This window comes from Streptomyces sp. NPDC087440 (assembly GCF_044744005.1).
Taxonomy (GTDB): Bacteria; Actinomycetota; Actinomycetes; order Streptomycetales; family Streptomycetaceae; genus Streptomyces.
This window is the reverse complement of record NZ_JBIUXN010000011.1, coordinates 232,987-247,949: the sequence shown is the minus strand read 5'-3', so window position 1 is coordinate 247,949 and position 14,963 is coordinate 232,987. Positions and strand designations below refer to the sequence as shown.

The following is a 14,963-nucleotide window of genomic DNA, read 5'->3' as shown; positions in this document are numbered from 1 at the left end:
TGTTGGACTTGTCCCCTCCGGTTCATGGACTCTTGCGCGGGGAGGTTTGGGCGCGGTGCTTCACGGTCGTGTGGAGCGCTCCAGATCCAGGAGTACGGAGCGGTAGGGGCGGCCCGTGGCGTGGTCCATGCCGACCTCGCACATCCGGTTCGCCGAGAGGTACGCGTCGTACTCGCGCGAGGTGACCTCGGCGGCCTCCCGGGCGGTGGCGGACTCCGTCAGCTCCTGGTGCAGCATGCCCCGGTCGCCCGCGAACGCGCAGCACCGCAGATCGTCCGGGACCACCACCTCGTCGGCGCACGCCTCGGCGACCTGCCGCAACTGCGCCTCGTCACCCAGGTGTTGCATCGAGCAGGTGGGATGCAGCACGGCGGAGGCGACCGTGCGGTGCACGGTCAGCCCCGGCAGCAGCTCCTCGGCCGCCCAGACGATCGAGTCCACGATCTCCAGCTCGGCGTGCAACTCCCGGTTCTCGTCGGTGAGATACGGCACCACCTCGTGCGCGATGCCCAGCGTGCACGACGACGCGTCGACGACCAGGGGGAGCCGGCCGCCCGCCGTCCAGCCCCAGGCGGCCTCCACGATGCGGTTGGCCATCACCGTGTTGCCGTCCAGGTACCCCTTGGAGTGCCAGATGGTGGCGCAGCAGGTGCCGCGTACGTCGGAGGGGATCCACACCGGCTTTCCGGCGCGCGCCGACACGGCGACGACCGCCTCCGGGAGCGAGGGGCCGGTGTGCCCGTCCGGGGCGCCGAAGATGCGGTTGACGCAGGCCGGGTAGTACACGGCGTGCGCCCCGGAGCGGGAGGTGCGGGGCAGGGCGCGGGCGGCGGCGCCCGGGATCTCCGGGAGCCAGCTCGGGACGAGGTCGGGGCGTACCGCCTTCCTCGCCAGACCCGTCACGGAGGTCAGCAGCCGGTCGGAGATCTTGTCGGCGGCCGCCACGGCGAGCCGTGCCGAGGCCTCGACCGCCTTGAAGTTCTTTGCGGTGAGCGCGGCGATGCGCTCCTCGCGCGGGGAGTGCCTGCGGTGCCGGAAGTCCTTCATCAGCGCACCCGTGTCGATGCCGACCGGGCAGGCGATCTTGCAGGTGGAGTCGCCCGCGCAGGTGTCCACGGCGTCGTACCCGTACGCGTCCAGGAGGCTCGCGCCGACCGGCGAGTCCACTGGCTGGCGCATCAACTCCCGCCGCAGCACGATGCGTTGGCGGGGAGTGGTGGTCAGGTCGCCGCTGGGGCAGGTGGGTTCGCAGAAGCCGCACTCGATGCAGGGGTCGGCCTCGGCCTCGACGCGGGGGATGGTCTTCAGGCCGCGCAGATGGGCCTCGGGGTCGCGGTTGAGGACGATGCGCGGGGCGAGCACGCCGTCCGGGTCGATCAACTCCTTGGTGCGCCACATGAGTTCGGTGGCCTTGGAGCCCCACTCCAGCTCCAGGAACGGGCTGATGTTCCGCCCCGTCGCGTGCTCCGCCTTGAGCGAGCCGTCGAAGCGCTCGACCGTCATCCGGCAGAAGTCGTCCATGAACGCCGCGTACCTGCGGACGTCGCTGGTCTCGCCCGCGTCGAAGGCCAGCAGGAAGTGCAGGTTGCCGTGGGCGGCGTGCCCGGCGACGGCGGCGTCGAAGCCGTGCCGCTCCTGGAGTTCGAGGAGCGCCTCGCAGGCCTCGGCGAGGCGGGAGGGCGGGACCGCGAAGTCCTCGGTGATCAGCGTCGTGCCCGACGGGCGGGCGCCGCCGACGGCGGTGACGAAGGCCTTGCGGGCCTTCCAGTAGCCGCCGATGGTCTGTGCGTCGCGGGTGAACGCGTTGGAGACGGAGGGGACGGGCGCGACGAGGTCGAGCTGTTTCAGCACCTCGGCCGCCGCCCGCTCGTACTCCTCCTGTCCCGTCGCGTCCGGGGCGCGGAACTCCACGAGCAGCGCGGTGGTCTCCTTCGGCAGGTCCGCCCAGTCCTGCGGCACGCCCGACACGCTCACCGAGGCGCGCAGCGTGTTGCCGTCCATCAGCTCCACGGCCCGCGCGCCCGCCGCGTTGAACAGCGGCACGGCGGCCGCGGCCGCGGACAGCGTCGGGAAGAACAGCAGGGCCGAGGAGACGCTGCGGTCCAGCGGGAGCGTGTCGAAGACGACCTCCGCGATGAACCCGAAGGTCCCCTCGGAGCCGACCATCAGCCCGCGCAGGATCTGCACGGGCGTCTGCCCGTCGAGGAACGCGTCGAGACGGTAGCCGTTGGTGTTCTTGATCTCGTACTTGGCGCGGATGCGGCGGACCAGTTCCGGGTCGGCCTCGATCTCCCGCTTGACGGCCAACAGGCCCTCGCAGAGCTTCGGTTCGGCGTGTGCGAGATCTTCGTCGGCGGTCGGGTCGGCGGTGTCGACGATCGTGCCGGACGGCAGGACGAAGGTGAGCGAGGCGAGGGTGCGGTAGCTGTTGCGGGTGGTGCCCGCGGCCATCCCCGAGGCGTTGTTGGCGACGACCCCGCCCAGGGTGCAGGCGATGGCGCTGGCCGGATCGGGGCCCAGCACCCGCCCGTACCGGGCGAGCGAGGCGTTGGCGCGGACCACCGTGGTGCCGGGCTGGATACGGGCACGGGCGCCGTCGTCCAGGACCTCGACGCCGGAGAAGTGGCGGCGCACGTCCACCAGGATGTCCTCGCCCTGGGCCTGGCCGTTCAACGAGGTGCCGGCGGCGCGGAACACCACCTCGCGGCCCTTGCCGTGCGCGTACGACAGGACGGCCGACACGTCGTCGACGTCCTCGGCGACCACCACGACCTGCGGCACGAAGCGGTACGGGCTGGCGTCCGCCGCGTACCGCACCAGGTCGGAGACCTTCCACAGCACCTTCTCCGCACCGAGCAGCGCGCTCAGGTCCCGGCGCAGCGGCAGCGGCGTGCCCTCCGCGAGGGCGGCGGGCACCCGGTCGTGGGCGGGGGCCCGCACGGCGGTCGGGCGCAGGGACTCCGGCTTCGGCTCCAGGAGCGGCATGCGGCGGTTCCTCTCACGACGGTACGGCGGCACGGGTCGGCCGCGGCCGAGCGGCGCCGGCTCAGCAGGGCTGCGGCGGGCCCCCGTCGACCAGGGTGGACAGCAGGCCGCCGAGGATCTTGCGCTCGTCGGCGGTCAATGGAGCCAGGATGTCCTCTACGGCGTCCCGGCGCGCGCTGCGGAGCGCGTCCAGGGTGTCGCGGCCCGCGTCGGTGAGCTCGATGCGGATCACCCGGCGGTTCTCGGGGTCGGGCACCCGGCGCACCCGTCCCTGCTGCTCCAGGCCGTCCACCAGCGTCGTCACGGCACGCGGCACGACCTCCAGGCCGCGGGCCAGGTCCGTCATGCGGGGGGCGGCGCCGTCGCGCAGCGCGTACCGGGACACCACGCGCAGCAGCCGGGCCTGGCCGGGGGTGATGCCGATCGGCTCCAGCTGGCGCTTCTGGGCGCGGTGCAGGCGACGGGTCAGCCGCAGGAGCTGCTCGGCCAGCATCCCGTCGTCGGCGCGGCTCGGCGGGGAACCCGGATCGGTGACGTTCACAAGTGCGTCGCTCATACGGGAACAATAACAGGACCCCGTGCATTGTGAGTATAGGTAACAATGAACTAGGCTCTTCGAACCGAGCCTCCGCCCACCCCCGAGGGAGCCCATGCACCCCGAACGACAGCTGACCCCCGACAAACTCTGGACACCCCCCGACACCGAACCGGGCAAGGAGCAGCCGCCCGCCGAGGTCCGCCGCATCCTGCGCCTCTTCCGCCCCTACCGCTTCCGGCTCGCCCTCGTGGGCCTGCTCGTCGGCGCGTCCTCACTGGTCGGCGTCGCCTCGCCGTTCCTGCTGCGCGAGATCCTCGACGTCGCCATCCCCCATGGGCGCACGGGCCTGCTGACCCTGCTCGCGCTCGGCATGATCGTCACCGCCGTCATGACCAGCGTCTTCGGCGTCCTCCAGACCCTGATCTCGACCACGGTCGGCCAGCGCGTCATGCACGACCTGCGCACCGCCGTCTACACCCAGCTCCAGCGGATGCCCCTGGCCTTCTTCACCCGCACCCGCACGGGCGAGGTCCAGTCCCGCATAGCCAACGACATCGGCGGCATGCAGGCGACCGTCACCTCCACCGCGACCTCCCTGGTCTCCAACCTGACCGCCGTCGTCGCCACCGTCGTCGCCATGCTCGCCCTCGACTGGCGGCTCACGATCGTCTCGCTGCTCCTGCTCCCGCTCTTCGTGTGGATCAGCCGCAAGGTCGGCCACGAACGCAAGAAGATCACCACCAAGCGCCAGAAGCAGATGGCCGCCATGTCCGCCACGGTCACCGAGTCCCTGTCGGTCAGCGGCATCCTGCTCGGCCGCACCATGGGCCGCTCCGACTCCCTCACCAAGAACTTCGCCGAGGAGTCCGAGCGCCTCGTCGACCTCGAAATACGGTCCAACATGGCCGGCCGCTGGCGGATGTCCACCATCGGCATCGTCATGGCCGCCATGCCCGCCGTCATCTACTGGGCCGCGGGCCTCACGATGAACGCCGGAGCGCCGGTGGTCTCCCTCGGCACCCTCGTCGCCTTCGTCTCGCTCCAGCAGGGCCTGCTGCGCCCCGCCGTGAGCCTGCTCTCCACGGGCGTCCAGATGCAGACCTCGCTCGCCCTCTTCCAGCGCATCTTCGAATACCTCGACCTGCCCGTCGACATCACCGAGCGCGAGCACCCGGTCCGCCTCCCCGACCCCCGGGGCGAGGTCCGCTTCGAGAACGTCGACTTCTCCTACGACGAGAAGTCGGGCCCCACCCTCACCGGCATCGACGTCACCGTCCCCGCCGGCGGCAGCCTCGCCGTGGTCGGCCCCACCGGCTCCGGCAAGAGCACCCTCAGCTATCTGGTGCCCCGGCTGTACGACGTCACGGGCGGCCGCGTCACCCTCGACGGCACCGACGTCCGCGACCTGGACTTCGACTCGCTGGCCCGCGCGGTCGGCGTCGTCTCCCAGGAGACGTACCTCTTCCACGCCTCCGTCGCCGACAACCTCCGCTTCGCCAAGCCCGACGCCACCGACGAGGAACTGCACGCCGCCGCCGAGGCCGCCCAGATCCACGACCACATCGCCTCGCTGCCCGACGGCTACGACACCCTCGTCGGCGAACGGGGCTACCGCTTCTCCGGCGGCGAGAAGCAGCGCCTGGCCATCGCCCGCACCATCCTGCGCGACCCGCCCGTCCTGATCCTGGACGAGGCCACCAGCGCCCTGGACACCCGCACCGAGCACGCGGTGCAGCGGGCCATCGACAACCTCTCCGCGGGCCGCACCACCATCACCATCGCCCACCGCCTCTCCACGGTCCGTGACGCCGACCAGATCGTGGTCCTGGACGCGGGCCGCATCCGCGAGCGGGGCACGCACGAGGAACTGCTCGCCCAGGACGGGCGGTACGCCGCGCTGGTGCGCCGGGACGCCGAAGTGGCGACGGCGGCCCCGGAAGTCCTGGCGGCACCGTGAGCGGAGCCGGGCCCGGACATGCGGCAACGCCGCCCCTCCCCTGGGACGGGGGAGGAACGGCGCCGCGGTGGGACCTCGGTCAGACCATCCAGCCCAGGAAGTGGAAGACGCCGGCGAGGAGGTCGGTGATGAGGTTCATGATCTGGGTTCTCCTTGTGCTGCGGCACCCGTGTGCCGCGTCGTCGTGCAGGTGTGGGACAGAGCGCGAACACGGTCTGCAGCCCGTCGCTTGCGCACCGTAAGCATCGTGCGCCACACGGGAGTTGGGCAAGCGAAGTCGGCACGATCACGCGTTCCAGCGAACACCCGATCCCCTGTTCGTGTGTTCGTCGAGGTGCGTCCATCAGGCCGAGGCGGCGGCCGGACATCCCCGCCCCCGGGTTAGCGTCTCCGGTATGGAGTTCGAGTCCCCGGAAGTCTCGCCCCCGCCGACGCGCCGCAGGTCGCGGGGCCGGCTGGTCCTGCTGGTGTGCACCCTCGCCGTGCTCGGCGTCGTCGCGGGGGCGGTGGTGCTGTTCCTGCTGTGGAAGAAGGACGGCGGCTCGCACGCCAGGTCCCTCACCATCCCGGAGGGCTGGCGCTCCGCGCAGGTGTACGCGGCGGTGGACAAGGCCGTCGGGGCCGCACCCGGCACCGCGAAGAAGGCGGCGACCACCGTGGACCTGGGCCTTCCCGCCGCGGCGAAGGGCAACCCGGAGGGGTACCTGTTTCCGGCGACGTACCCGGTGAAGGACGACACCACGGCGCAGAGCCTGCTCACGTACATGGTCAAGACGGCGAAGGAACGCCTGGGCACCGGCCCCGACGTGCACCGCGACCTCGTGATCGCGAGCATCGTCCAGGCGGAGGCCGACACGCCGTCGGACATGGGCAAGGTGGCCCGGGTCATCGACAACCGCATGGCCACGGGCATGCCGCTGCAGATGGACTCGACCCTCAACTACGCGATGAACCGCAGCACGCTGGACACCACGCACGAGGACACCCGGATCGACAGCCCCTACAACACCTACGAACGCAAGGGCCTGCCCCCCACTCCCATCGGCAACCCGGGTCTGGACGCCCTGCGCGCCACCCGCACGCCCCCGGCGGGGAACTGGCTGTACTTCGTCACGGTGAAACCGGGCGACACACGCTTCACGCACGACTACGAGGTCCAGAAGCGGAACGTCGCCGAGTTCAACGAGAACCGCCGGACGTCGTAGAGCGGGGGAGGAACGGCTTCGTTCGGGCCGTTCGGGCCGTTCGGGACGGTCAGGCCGGTCAGGCCACGGCCCGCACCCCCGGCTCCGCCGCCTTCACCGCCCGCAGCGCGTCGCGCGCCGCCGTGCGGCCCGCGCGGTTCGCACCGATGGTGCTGGCCGACGGGCCGTACCCGACGAGCTGAATCCGCGCGTCCCGCACCACCCGCGTCCCCTCCAGCCGGATCCCGCCCCCGGTCTCCCGCAGCCGCAGCGGCGCCAGATGGTCGACCGCCGCCCGGAACCCGGTGGCCCACAGGATGACGTCCGCGTCGACCGTGCGTCCGTCGGCCCAGGCGACGCCGGTCTCCGTGATCCGGTCGAACATCGGCAGCCGGTCCAGCACCCCGTCCGCCCGCGCCCGCCGGATCGCGTCGTTCACCGGCAGGTCCGTCACCGAGACCACGCTCTCCGGCGGCAGCCCCTGCCGCACCCGCTCCTCGACCCGCGCGACCGCGGCCCGCCCCCACTCCTCGGTGAACTCGCCCTCCCGGAAGACCGGCGGCCGCCGCGTCACCCAGGTGGTCCCGGCGGCGTACGGGGCGATCTCCATCAGATGCTGCGTCCCCGACGCGCCCCCGCCCACCACCACAACGCGCTGACCTGCGAACTCCTCGGGGCCCGGGTAGTTCGCGGTGTGCAGCTGACGGCCCCGGAAGAGCTCCTGCCCCGGGTAGCGCGGCCAGAACGGCCGGTCCCAGGTGCCGGTCCCGCTGATCAGGGCCCGCGTCTGCCAGACGCCCTCCGAGGTCTCGACCCGGAGCCGCCCGCCAGCGCCCTCCCGTACCGCCTCCACGTGCACCGGCCGGTGCACCCGCAGGCCGAAGGCCTCCTCGTACGCGGCGAAGTACCCCGCGATCACCTCCGATGAGGGCCGTGCCGGATCGGCGTCCGTCAGCTCCATGCCCGGCAGCGAGTGCATCCCGTGCACCTTGGCGTACGTCAGGGACGGCCACCGGAACTGCCAGGCGCCACCGGGCCCCGGCGCATGGTCCAGGACCACGAAGTCGCGGTCCGGCACCAGCCCCGACCTGCGCAGATGGTAGGCGGCGGACAGTCCGGCCTGCCCGGCACCGATGACGACGACGTCCACGTCCCGCACCCCGAAGTTGTTCATGCTTCTACCAACAGGGTGCGGGTCGAGGATCTTCCCCGAACAGCCGGCGGAGCCGGGTCAGCCGACCAGCCCCCGCCGCACCAGCTCCGGCCGCACCCCCTCGCCGAACCAGTACGCCTCCTCCAGATGCGGGTACCCGGACAGGACGAAGTGCTCGACACCGAGCGCGTGGTACTCCTCGATCCGGTCCGCGACGTCCGCGTGGCTGCCCACCAGCGCCGTCCCGGCCCCGCCCCGTACCAGACCCACACCCGCCCACAGGTTCGGTGAGATCTCCAGGCCCTCCCGCGACCCGCCGTGCAGGGCCAGCATCCGCTGCTGCCCCACGGACTCGCTCTTGCCGAGCGCCTCCTGTGCCGCCGCGATCGCCTCCGGGCTCAGGTCGTCGAGCAGCCGGTCGGCCGTCGCCCACGCCTCCTTCGCCGAGTCCCGCGAGATCGTGTGCAGCCGGATGCCGAACCGGACGGTCCGCCCCCGCTCCGCCGCGAGCTCCCGTATCCAGTCGATCTTCTGCTTCACCTGCGCGGGCGGCTCGCCCCACGTCAGATACACGTCGGCGTGCTGCGCGGCCACCGGACCGGCCGCCGCCGAGGACCCGCCGAAGAAGATCTCCGGGTGCGGGTCCGGCGGCAGGGCGGTCAGCCCGCCCTCGATCTGATAGTGCTCGCCGTCGAAGTCGTACGGCTTGCCGCCCCACGCCCCGCGCACGACCTCCAGGAACTCCGCCGTCCGCGCGTACCGCCGGTCGTGGTCCAGATGGTCACCGAACCGCTTCTGCTCGACCGAGTCGCCGCCCGTCACCACGTTCAGCAGCAGCCGCCCCTTGGTGATGCGCTGGTACGTCGCCGCCATGTGTGCGGCGAGTGTCGGCGAGATCACCCCGGGCCGGAACGCCACCAGGAACTTCAGCCGCTCGGTGTGCTGGGCCAGCGCCACCGTCGTCAGCCAGGCGTCCTCGCACCACGTGCCCGTGGGTGTCAGCACCGCCTCGAAGCCCAACTGCTCGGCGGCCTTGGCTATTTGGGTCAGGTACTCGATGTCCGGCGGACGCACCCCGGTCGCCGGGGCGATCCGGGACCGGCTGATGCCGCCGTCCGTGTAGGCGTGCCGGTCGACGAGCGTGCGCCCGTCGCCGCCGGTGGGCAGGAACCAGTGCAGGTGGACGCTCATCAGGAGGACGCCTTTCCGTTGCCGTACGAGAGGGGAGCGGTGCTGGACGGGGGCCGGTTGCCGTTGAAGCGCTTGTCGACGTAGTCCTTGAACGCGAACTTCTTCGGGATCAGCTTCAGTTCGGCGAAGGTGTCGGCGATCTGCTGTTCGGAGGCGATGGCCGCGTCGTCCAGGGCGACCGGCACCCGGGTCCCGGCCGTGCGCTTCACGGAGTCCAGCGCCACCTCGTACGGCAGCCCGGTCTCCTTCGCCCAGGCCTTCGCCCACTCCTCCGGGTGCTTGAACACCCAGGTCTGCGCCCGCTCCAGCCGCTTGAGGTAGTCGTCCAGGGCCTTCGACTTCTCCGGGTCCTTGAGCGCGCCGGGCGCCGCGACCTGGAAGGACAGCCCGTTGGTGACGCCCTCGCCGGTCGTCAGCACACGCGTCCCCGGGGTGCGCAGGACCTGCGAGGTGTACGGGTCCCAGATCGACCACGCGTCGACCTTGCCCCGGCTGAACGCGGCCAGCGCGTCGGCGGGCTGGAGCAGCTTCACCTGCACGTCACTGAGCGAGAGCCCGGCCTTCTTCAGCGCGGCGACCAACTGGTAGTGCGCGGAGCTGCCTTGGGCCACCGCGATGGACTTGCCCTTGAGGTCGGCGGGCTTCTTCAGCGGCGAGTCCTTCGGCACGACGATGGCCTCGCCCGCGGACGAGCCGTGCGAGACGCCGATCACCGTGATCTTCGACCCGGACCCCGCCGCGAACACGGGCGGCGTGTTGCCCACCGCGCCCACGTCCACGGCCTTGGCGTTGATCGCCTCCAGCAGAGGCGGACCCGAGGTGAACGTCGACCACTTGATTGTGTACTTGAGGTCGTCCAGCTCCCCGGCCGCCCGCAGGATGGCCTCCGAACCGCCCTTCTGGTCACCGACGTTGAGCGTCACGGAACCGGAGCCGTCGGAGGACGAGCCCCCCGACGTGTCGGCGGACGAGGCACCGCCGCAACCGGTGAGCAGCAGGGAGGTGAGGGGGAGCAGCAGGGCAGCGGTCAGCAGTGGCCGTTTCACGGCAGGGCCTTTCTCGGGATGTTCGGGTGAACGCGGGGGTGAGCGGAAGCAGTGGGAGGGGGGCGGGGGTGCGGGCAACGGTCAGGCGGCGCGGGACGGGGACGCGACCGCCTCCTCCACTCCCAGCTCGGTCAGCAGCCGGGACCGCAGCGTGGCGAACCCGTCCGAGCCGACGGTGCGCGGCCGCTCCAGGTCGACCGGTGTCTCGTACGCGATGACCCCGTCCCGCATCACGAGCGCGCGGTCCGCGAGGAGCAGCGCCTCGTCGACGTCATGGGTGACCAGCAGCACGGCGCAGCCACGCCGCTGCCACAGCTCGGCGACCAGCCGCTGCGCCTTGATCCGAGTCAGCGCGTCCAGCGCGCCGAACGGCTCGTCCAGCAGCAGGAGATCGGGCTCCCGCACCAACGCCCTTGCCAGCGAGGCCCGTTGGGCCTCGCCGCCGGAGAGGGTCTTGGGCCAGGCGGTGGACCGGTGCCCGAGCCCGACCTCTTCCAGCGCGGCCTCCGCCACGTCTCGGCCCGGGTCCCCGGGGAGCCCCAGCAGGACGTTGCGCCACACCCGCTTCCACGGCATCAGCCGGGGTGCCTGGAAGGCGACGGCCCGCCGCTTGGGCACGAGGACGGTGCCCTCGATCTCCCGGTCGAGCCCGGCCAGTACCCGCAGCAGCGTGGACTTCCCGCATCCGCTCCGACCCAGCAGGGCGGTGAACTCGCCCGGCCGCAGCGTCAGTTCGAGGTCGTCGATCACCGCCCGCCCGTCGAACGAACGGGTCAGCCCTTCCACCCGTACGGCAGCGGCGGTGTCTGTGGAGGCCGGGCTCACTGCCCGGTGAAGGTCGGTCGCCATTGCAGCAGCAGCCTTTCGAGGAGACGGACGACGGCATCGGCGATCAGGCCGAGGAAGGCGTACACGACCAGGCAGACGACGATCACGTCCGTGCGGAAGAACTCCCGCGCCTGGTTCATCAGGAAGCCGATCCCGGCATCGGCGTTGATCGACTCGCCGAAGACGAGCGCCAGCCAGGCCGTGGCCAGCGAGTACCGCAGCCCGGTCATCGCCCCGGGAAGCGCCCCCGGCAGCACGACATGCCGCACGAGCCCCCACCGGCCGAGCCCCAACGCCTCACCGGCCTCCACCAGTTGGGCATCGACGCCCCGGATCCCGGCATACACGTTCAAGTACAGATGGAAGGCGACCCCCAGCGCGATCAACGCGACCTTCGGCGCCTCCCCGATGCCCAGCCAGATGATGAACAGCGGGATCAGGCCGACCCACGGCACCGTCCGCAGCATCTGCACACTCGCGTCGACGAGGTCCTCGCCCAGCCGTGAAAGCCCCGACACGAGCGCGAGCGAAACCCCCACCGCAACACCCAACACAAGCCCCACCGCGACCCGTTGGAGCGAGGTGGCCATCGCGTCCGGCAGCGTCCCGTCGGCGATCAGCTCCCCGCCCGCCCGGGCGATCGTCCCGGGGGAGGCGAGCACATCGCCCGGCAGCACCCCGGTCGCGCTGAGCACCTGCCACAGCACCAGCAGCAGCACGGGTCCCACCGTCCGCCGCAGCCACCGCGGAACCTTGCGCAGCCACCCCTTGCGCGCCCCCCGGGGCACCACGGGCTCCAACTCGGGCCCGACCACACCCCCGTACGCATTCACGGACACATCCGTAATATCCGGCGGCGCATGGCTGACAGTCATGAAACGGCTCCCAGGAAGAGAAGGAATGCGGGCGCGCCTCAGGACCCGCGCGGACGGCGGAGGGGACGCGACGAAGAGGAGGGCTCAGCCCTCACCAGCAGTGGAGCGACGCGCACGCACCGGGCGCGTCGGGTGACGAAAAGGCGTCAGCAGCCGCGGCGACAACCGGCCGAGGCCACCCGCAGCAGGTCGATGTGACCGCGCGTGGTGAGGTGAGCTGAACGCAACATGGCGCAGAACGTAGCGAGCACGCCTGACCACGGTCAACCGTCGTCCCACCATCCGGATGCCGAATCCCACCAGGCGGCCATTTCCGGGCCCCATGCGCGAACATGGAAATATGGCCGACACATTCACCACCCGCGTCCTGCACCTCACCACGGGCTCGAAGGAGACCGTCACCGACCTGACCTCAGCCTGCGCCGACTTCCTCACCGAGGCCGCCGCGGGCCGCGACGGCCTCCTGAATGTCTTCGTCCCGCACGCCACCGCCGGAATCGCCGTCCTCGAAACCGGCGCGGGCAGCGACGACGACCTCCTCGCCGCCCTGCACACCCTGCTCCCCGCCGACGACCGCTGGCGGCACCGCCACGGCACCCCCGGCCACGGCCGCGACCACGTCCTCCCGGCCCTCGTCCCCCCGCACGCGACCCTCCCGGTGATCGCGGGCCACCTGGAACTGGGCACCTGGCAGTCCGTCTGCCTGGTCGACACCAACGTCGACAACCAGGACCGCACGGTCCGGCTCAGCTTCCTGGGCTGAAGCGGCTCAGAGCTGGTGCTCCGCGTCGTGACAGGTGAGGCAGGTGAGCCGCCTGGCCGACCGGTCGAGTGTGCTGAGGCCCATGCCCTCCGTGCGGTGCACGTCCTGGGCGTCGGCCTTGGTGTGCTCGGGGCAGACGGCGGCGCCGCAGTGGCAACAGACGGCGACGGCAGGGGCGGTGACGCTCAGCAGGTGGCAGTCGTAACAGTTCATGGCTTCCTCGGCTCGGGGTGCGGCGGGTGGCGCAGCCGGGGGCCGGGGCGGCACTGTCCACGCTAGTCCTCCGCCTCGGGCTTGCCCAGCTCTCGCGTCCGGCGGCCGCCGACCCGGCTTGGCCAGGACCGGCGAAGGCCCGCAACGGCACAGGCCCGGTGCCCCGCGCACATCGGCGTGTGCGGGGCACCGGGCTCGGCGGGCGCAGTGGTCAGCGGCCGCTCGCAGCGGGCAGCTCACCGCACGCGCCACCGGCGCAGGTGCGCAGCCAGTCGGTGAAGTCGGCGTCGTAGCGGGTGCCGATGGTGTCGCGGAGGAAGGTGTGGGCGGCCTCGTAGTCACCCGTGCGGTAGTGGCCCAGGAGGGTGGCCACGTCGTCGGGGTGGGACTGGAGGAGGTAGCGGACGCCCAGGTAGCCCCACTGGTAGACGCGGGTGGTGTCGGCGTTCTCGTAGGTGGTCTCGAAGAGCTGGCTCAGCTTGTACGTGGTGCGGCCGGCCTCCTCGACGGCCCGGTCGTAGGTGACGCCCCGGTACGCGTACGAGACGTACTCGGCGAAGCCCTCGACCCACATCACGGTCGGCGTGGTCTGCCCGGCGGCGAAGTCGCCGTGCATGTTGAAGCGGCCGTCGAGGTAGTGGGTGTACTCGTGGTTGAGGTTCCAGATCTGGAACGCACCGTCGGGGGCGGGCTGTTCGTAGGCGATGAAGCGCGGCTGGTTGCCCGGGGCGGCGGGGTCGCCCTCCAGGTACATGCCGCCGTTGTTGGTGTCGATGCCGAAGACGATGCCCGCGTACGTCCGGTAGTCGTCGCCGGAGTCGAAGGCGACGATCTCGATGCTGGTGTTGTTGTCGTCCTTGACGGGGCCGTTGTCCTTGGCGATGCGGTGGAAGAACGCGTCCTGCTTCAGGACGCTGTCACAGGTGGCGGCCAGCTCGGCCGCGGTCAGCTGCTGGCCGAGGATCTTTGCGCTCGGGCCGCAGGAGTGCTGGACGGTCAGGACCGCGTCGCGGACGCGGTTCTGGAGGTCGCAGGTGCCGTACTCGGCGCAGTTCGCGGCGTCGAACGCGTCCGTCATCTCGGCGAGGCCGACCCACAGGGCCGCGGTGCGGCCGGTGATCTGGCTGCGGGCGAGCAGCTCCTTGACCAACGGCTTGACGGTGTCCCCCAGTTCGGGGTGTTGCAGGAACCGGGCGAGCTCGCGGCCCGCGTTGCTGGTCAGGTAGGACCGGGCGGTGCCCAGCAGGTCGTCGTGGGCGACGGCGAAGTCGCGCAGAGCGGTCAGGACGCCCGGGTCGGCCTGGACCGCCGCCGCGAAGTCCGGGAGCTGGTGGCCGCGGAAGAGCACGGTGTACGTGTTGTTGACGGCCGCGACCATGCCGTAGAACGCGTCGTACGAGGCGTCGTAGTCCTTCAGCAGGCGCTTGACGACGTTCAGGAAGCGGATGTTCTCGCCGGAGCTGTCGATGAGGATGACCGCTTCGGAGAGCGTGTCGCCGTTGGCCTCGGTGACGTCGAAGGCGTGCGCGGAGCCGAAGAAGGCGTCCAGGGCGCCCTGGACGGAGCTCTTCAGCCTCGGGCCGTACTCGCCCACGGTGTCGGGCTGGCCGTACTGGACGTAGTACCCGGCACGCAGGTACAGCACCAGCTGGGCGGCCGAGGTGCTGTTGTTTCCCGGGTAGTCGGCGGCGACGTCCCGGAGCGCGTCGGCCACCGTGACCATCTGTTCCTCGCGGAAGAGTGCGGGGGAGTCCTGGCCGCTCGCGCTGAACAGCGTGTTGATGCAGCTGGTTTCGGACTGCTTGATCTGGGCGACGAGCGCGGCGCCGGTCTTCGAGGTGAAATCGCCGGTGGTGCACTCCGCCGCGGGCCGGGCGGCGGCGAGCGCCTCCTTGCGCTCCTGGGCGTTCGGCGTCGCCGGACGCGGGGCCCGCAGCGCGGCGCCCGCCTCCTTCGCCACGCCGCGTACGGGAGTCGCGCCGTGCCCGGGAGCGAGATCGGCGGCGAGCACCGTGGGGGTGGCGGGCTGCGGGGCGGTGGCGAACCTCGGCACCGGCTTGCGGGCGTCGACGGGGAGGGGAGCGGCGGCGCTGACGGGCGCGAGCAGGCTCAGCCCGAGGCCGGCGGCGGCCACGGCGGGTATGAGCAGGCGGGAGATCGTGCGGGACGTGGGGGGTCTGCGCATGGGAAAGAGGCCTCCAGGCCGGTCGACGGACGTGCGTGGGGCACG

General features: G+C 71.6%; 13 protein-coding genes. 3 read left to right on the top strand and 10 right to left on the bottom strand.

Going from position 1 to position 14,963, the window contains the following annotated elements:
* Positions 1–60: 60 nt before the first annotated feature.
* Positions 61–2,985, bottom strand: coding sequence for an FAD-binding and (Fe-S)-binding domain-containing protein (locus tag ACIO3O_RS22850; RefSeq protein ID WP_401748623.1), 2,925 nt, complete (start codon positions 2,983–2,985; stop codon positions 61–63).
* Positions 2,986–3,046: 61 nt separating this feature from the next.
* Positions 3,047–3,541, bottom strand: coding sequence for a MarR family winged helix-turn-helix transcriptional regulator (locus ACIO3O_RS22845; RefSeq protein WP_401748621.1), 495 nt, complete (start codon positions 3,539–3,541; stop codon positions 3,047–3,049).
* A 94-nt stretch (positions 3,542–3,635) separates the two neighbouring features.
* Here ACIO3O_RS22845 and ACIO3O_RS22840 point away from each other — a divergent pair, with 94 nt between their 5' ends.
* Entirely contained in the window at positions 3,636–5,480 is a 1,845-nt protein-coding gene (locus ACIO3O_RS22840) for an ABC transporter ATP-binding protein (RefSeq protein WP_401748619.1), read from the top strand.
* 395 nt (positions 5,481–5,875) lie between these two features.
* Positions 5,876–6,685 carry an endolytic transglycosylase MltG gene (gene mltG / locus ACIO3O_RS22835; RefSeq protein ID WP_401748617.1) on the top strand — a complete coding sequence of 270 codons (810 nt, stop codon included), beginning with the start codon at positions 5,876–5,878 and terminating at the stop codon, positions 6,683–6,685.
* A 58-nt stretch (positions 6,686–6,743) separates the two neighbouring features.
* Here the strand turns inward: mltG and ACIO3O_RS22830 are convergent, their stop codons facing one another.
* From ACIO3O_RS22830 to ACIO3O_RS22805, 6 genes are all read right to left on the bottom strand, one after another.
* Positions 6,744–7,838, bottom strand: a complete 1,095-nt coding sequence (locus ACIO3O_RS22830) for an NAD(P)-binding domain-containing protein (protein WP_401748616.1) — start codon at positions 7,836–7,838, stop codon at positions 6,744–6,746.
* Between the two features lie 57 nt (positions 7,839–7,895).
* Positions 7,896–9,008 carry an LLM class flavin-dependent oxidoreductase gene (locus ACIO3O_RS22825; protein WP_401748614.1) on the bottom strand — a complete coding sequence of 371 codons (1,113 nt, stop codon included), beginning with the start codon at positions 9,006–9,008 and terminating at the stop codon, positions 7,896–7,898.
* Entirely contained in the window at positions 9,008–10,054 is a 1,047-nt protein-coding gene (locus ACIO3O_RS22820; RefSeq protein WP_401748612.1) for an ABC transporter substrate-binding protein, read from the bottom strand. Before ACIO3O_RS22820 ends, ACIO3O_RS22825 begins: the two co-directional genes overlap by 1 nt.
* An 81-nt stretch (positions 10,055–10,135) precedes the next feature.
* Complete coding sequence (locus ACIO3O_RS22815; protein WP_401748610.1) at positions 10,136–10,903, bottom strand: ABC transporter ATP-binding protein; 768 nt, start codon at positions 10,901–10,903, stop codon at positions 10,136–10,138.
* Positions 10,876–11,757 carry an ABC transporter permease gene (locus ACIO3O_RS22810; RefSeq protein WP_401748608.1) on the bottom strand — a complete coding sequence of 294 codons (882 nt, stop codon included), beginning with the start codon at positions 11,755–11,757 and terminating at the stop codon, positions 10,876–10,878. The genes ACIO3O_RS22815 and ACIO3O_RS22810 overlap by 28 nt, the downstream gene beginning before the upstream one ends.
* A gap of 146 nt (positions 11,758–11,903) precedes the next feature.
* Positions 11,904–11,987 carry a putative leader peptide gene (locus ACIO3O_RS22805; protein WP_368861145.1) on the bottom strand — a complete coding sequence of 28 codons (84 nt, stop codon included), beginning with the start codon at positions 11,985–11,987 and terminating at the stop codon, positions 11,904–11,906.
* Positions 11,988–12,097: 110 nt separating this feature from the next.
* Between ACIO3O_RS22805 and ACIO3O_RS22800 the strand changes: the two genes are divergently transcribed.
* Positions 12,098–12,520: a YjbQ family protein gene (locus tag ACIO3O_RS22800; RefSeq protein WP_401748606.1), complete on the top strand. Its 423-nt coding sequence runs from the start codon at positions 12,098–12,100 to the stop codon at positions 12,518–12,520.
* Positions 12,521–12,526: 6 nt separating this feature from the next.
* On the opposite strand, the gene ACIO3O_RS22795 is transcribed toward ACIO3O_RS22800, so the two are convergent.
* Together ACIO3O_RS22795 and ACIO3O_RS22790 are read right to left on the bottom strand one after the other, a co-directional pair.
* The gene (locus tag ACIO3O_RS22795) at positions 12,527–12,733 is read right to left on the bottom strand and encodes a DUF2180 family protein (RefSeq protein WP_401748604.1); all 207 of its coding nucleotides are present in this window, start codon (positions 12,731–12,733) and stop codon (positions 12,527–12,529) included.
* A gap of 211 nt (positions 12,734–12,944) precedes the next feature.
* Positions 12,945–14,918: a collagenase gene (locus ACIO3O_RS22790; protein ID WP_401748602.1), complete on the bottom strand. Its 1,974-nt coding sequence runs from the start codon at positions 14,916–14,918 to the stop codon at positions 12,945–12,947.
* Positions 14,919–14,963 lie beyond the last annotated feature (45 nt).

Coding starts and splice junctions, on each gene's coding strand:
- ACIO3O_RS22830 (WP_401748616.1), bottom strand. CDS start 7,838: ATGAACAACTTCGGGGTGCGGGACGTGGACGTCGTCGTCATCGGTGCC.
- ACIO3O_RS22800 (WP_401748606.1), top strand. CDS start 12,098: ATGGCCGACACATTCACCACCCGCGTCCTGCACCTCACCACGGGCTCG.
- ACIO3O_RS22810 (WP_401748608.1), bottom strand. CDS start 11,757: ATGACTGTCAGCCATGCGCCGCCGGATATTACGGATGTGTCCGTGAAT.
- ACIO3O_RS22845 (WP_401748621.1), bottom strand. CDS start 3,541: ATGAGCGACGCACTTGTGAACGTCACCGATCCGGGTTCCCCGCCGAGC.
- ACIO3O_RS22805 (WP_368861145.1), bottom strand. CDS start 11,987: ATGTTGCGTTCAGCTCACCTCACCACGCGCGGTCACATCGACCTGCTG.
- ACIO3O_RS22825 (WP_401748614.1), bottom strand. CDS start 9,008: ATGAGCGTCCACCTGCACTGGTTCCTGCCCACCGGCGGCGACGGGCGC.
- ACIO3O_RS22850 (WP_401748623.1), bottom strand. CDS start 2,985: ATGCCGCTCCTGGAGCCGAAGCCGGAGTCCCTGCGCCCGACCGCCGTG.
- ACIO3O_RS22795 (WP_401748604.1), bottom strand. CDS start 12,733: ATGAACTGTTACGACTGCCACCTGCTGAGCGTCACCGCCCCTGCCGTC.
- ACIO3O_RS22815 (WP_401748610.1), bottom strand. CDS start 10,903: ATGGCGACCGACCTTCACCGGGCAGTGAGCCCGGCCTCCACAGACACC.
- mltG (WP_401748617.1), top strand. CDS start 5,876: ATGGAGTTCGAGTCCCCGGAAGTCTCGCCCCCGCCGACGCGCCGCAGG.
- ACIO3O_RS22790 (WP_401748602.1), bottom strand. CDS start 14,918: ATGCGCAGACCCCCCACGTCCCGCACGATCTCCCGCCTGCTCATACCC.
- ACIO3O_RS22840 (WP_401748619.1), top strand. CDS start 3,636: ATGCACCCCGAACGACAGCTGACCCCCGACAAACTCTGGACACCCCCC.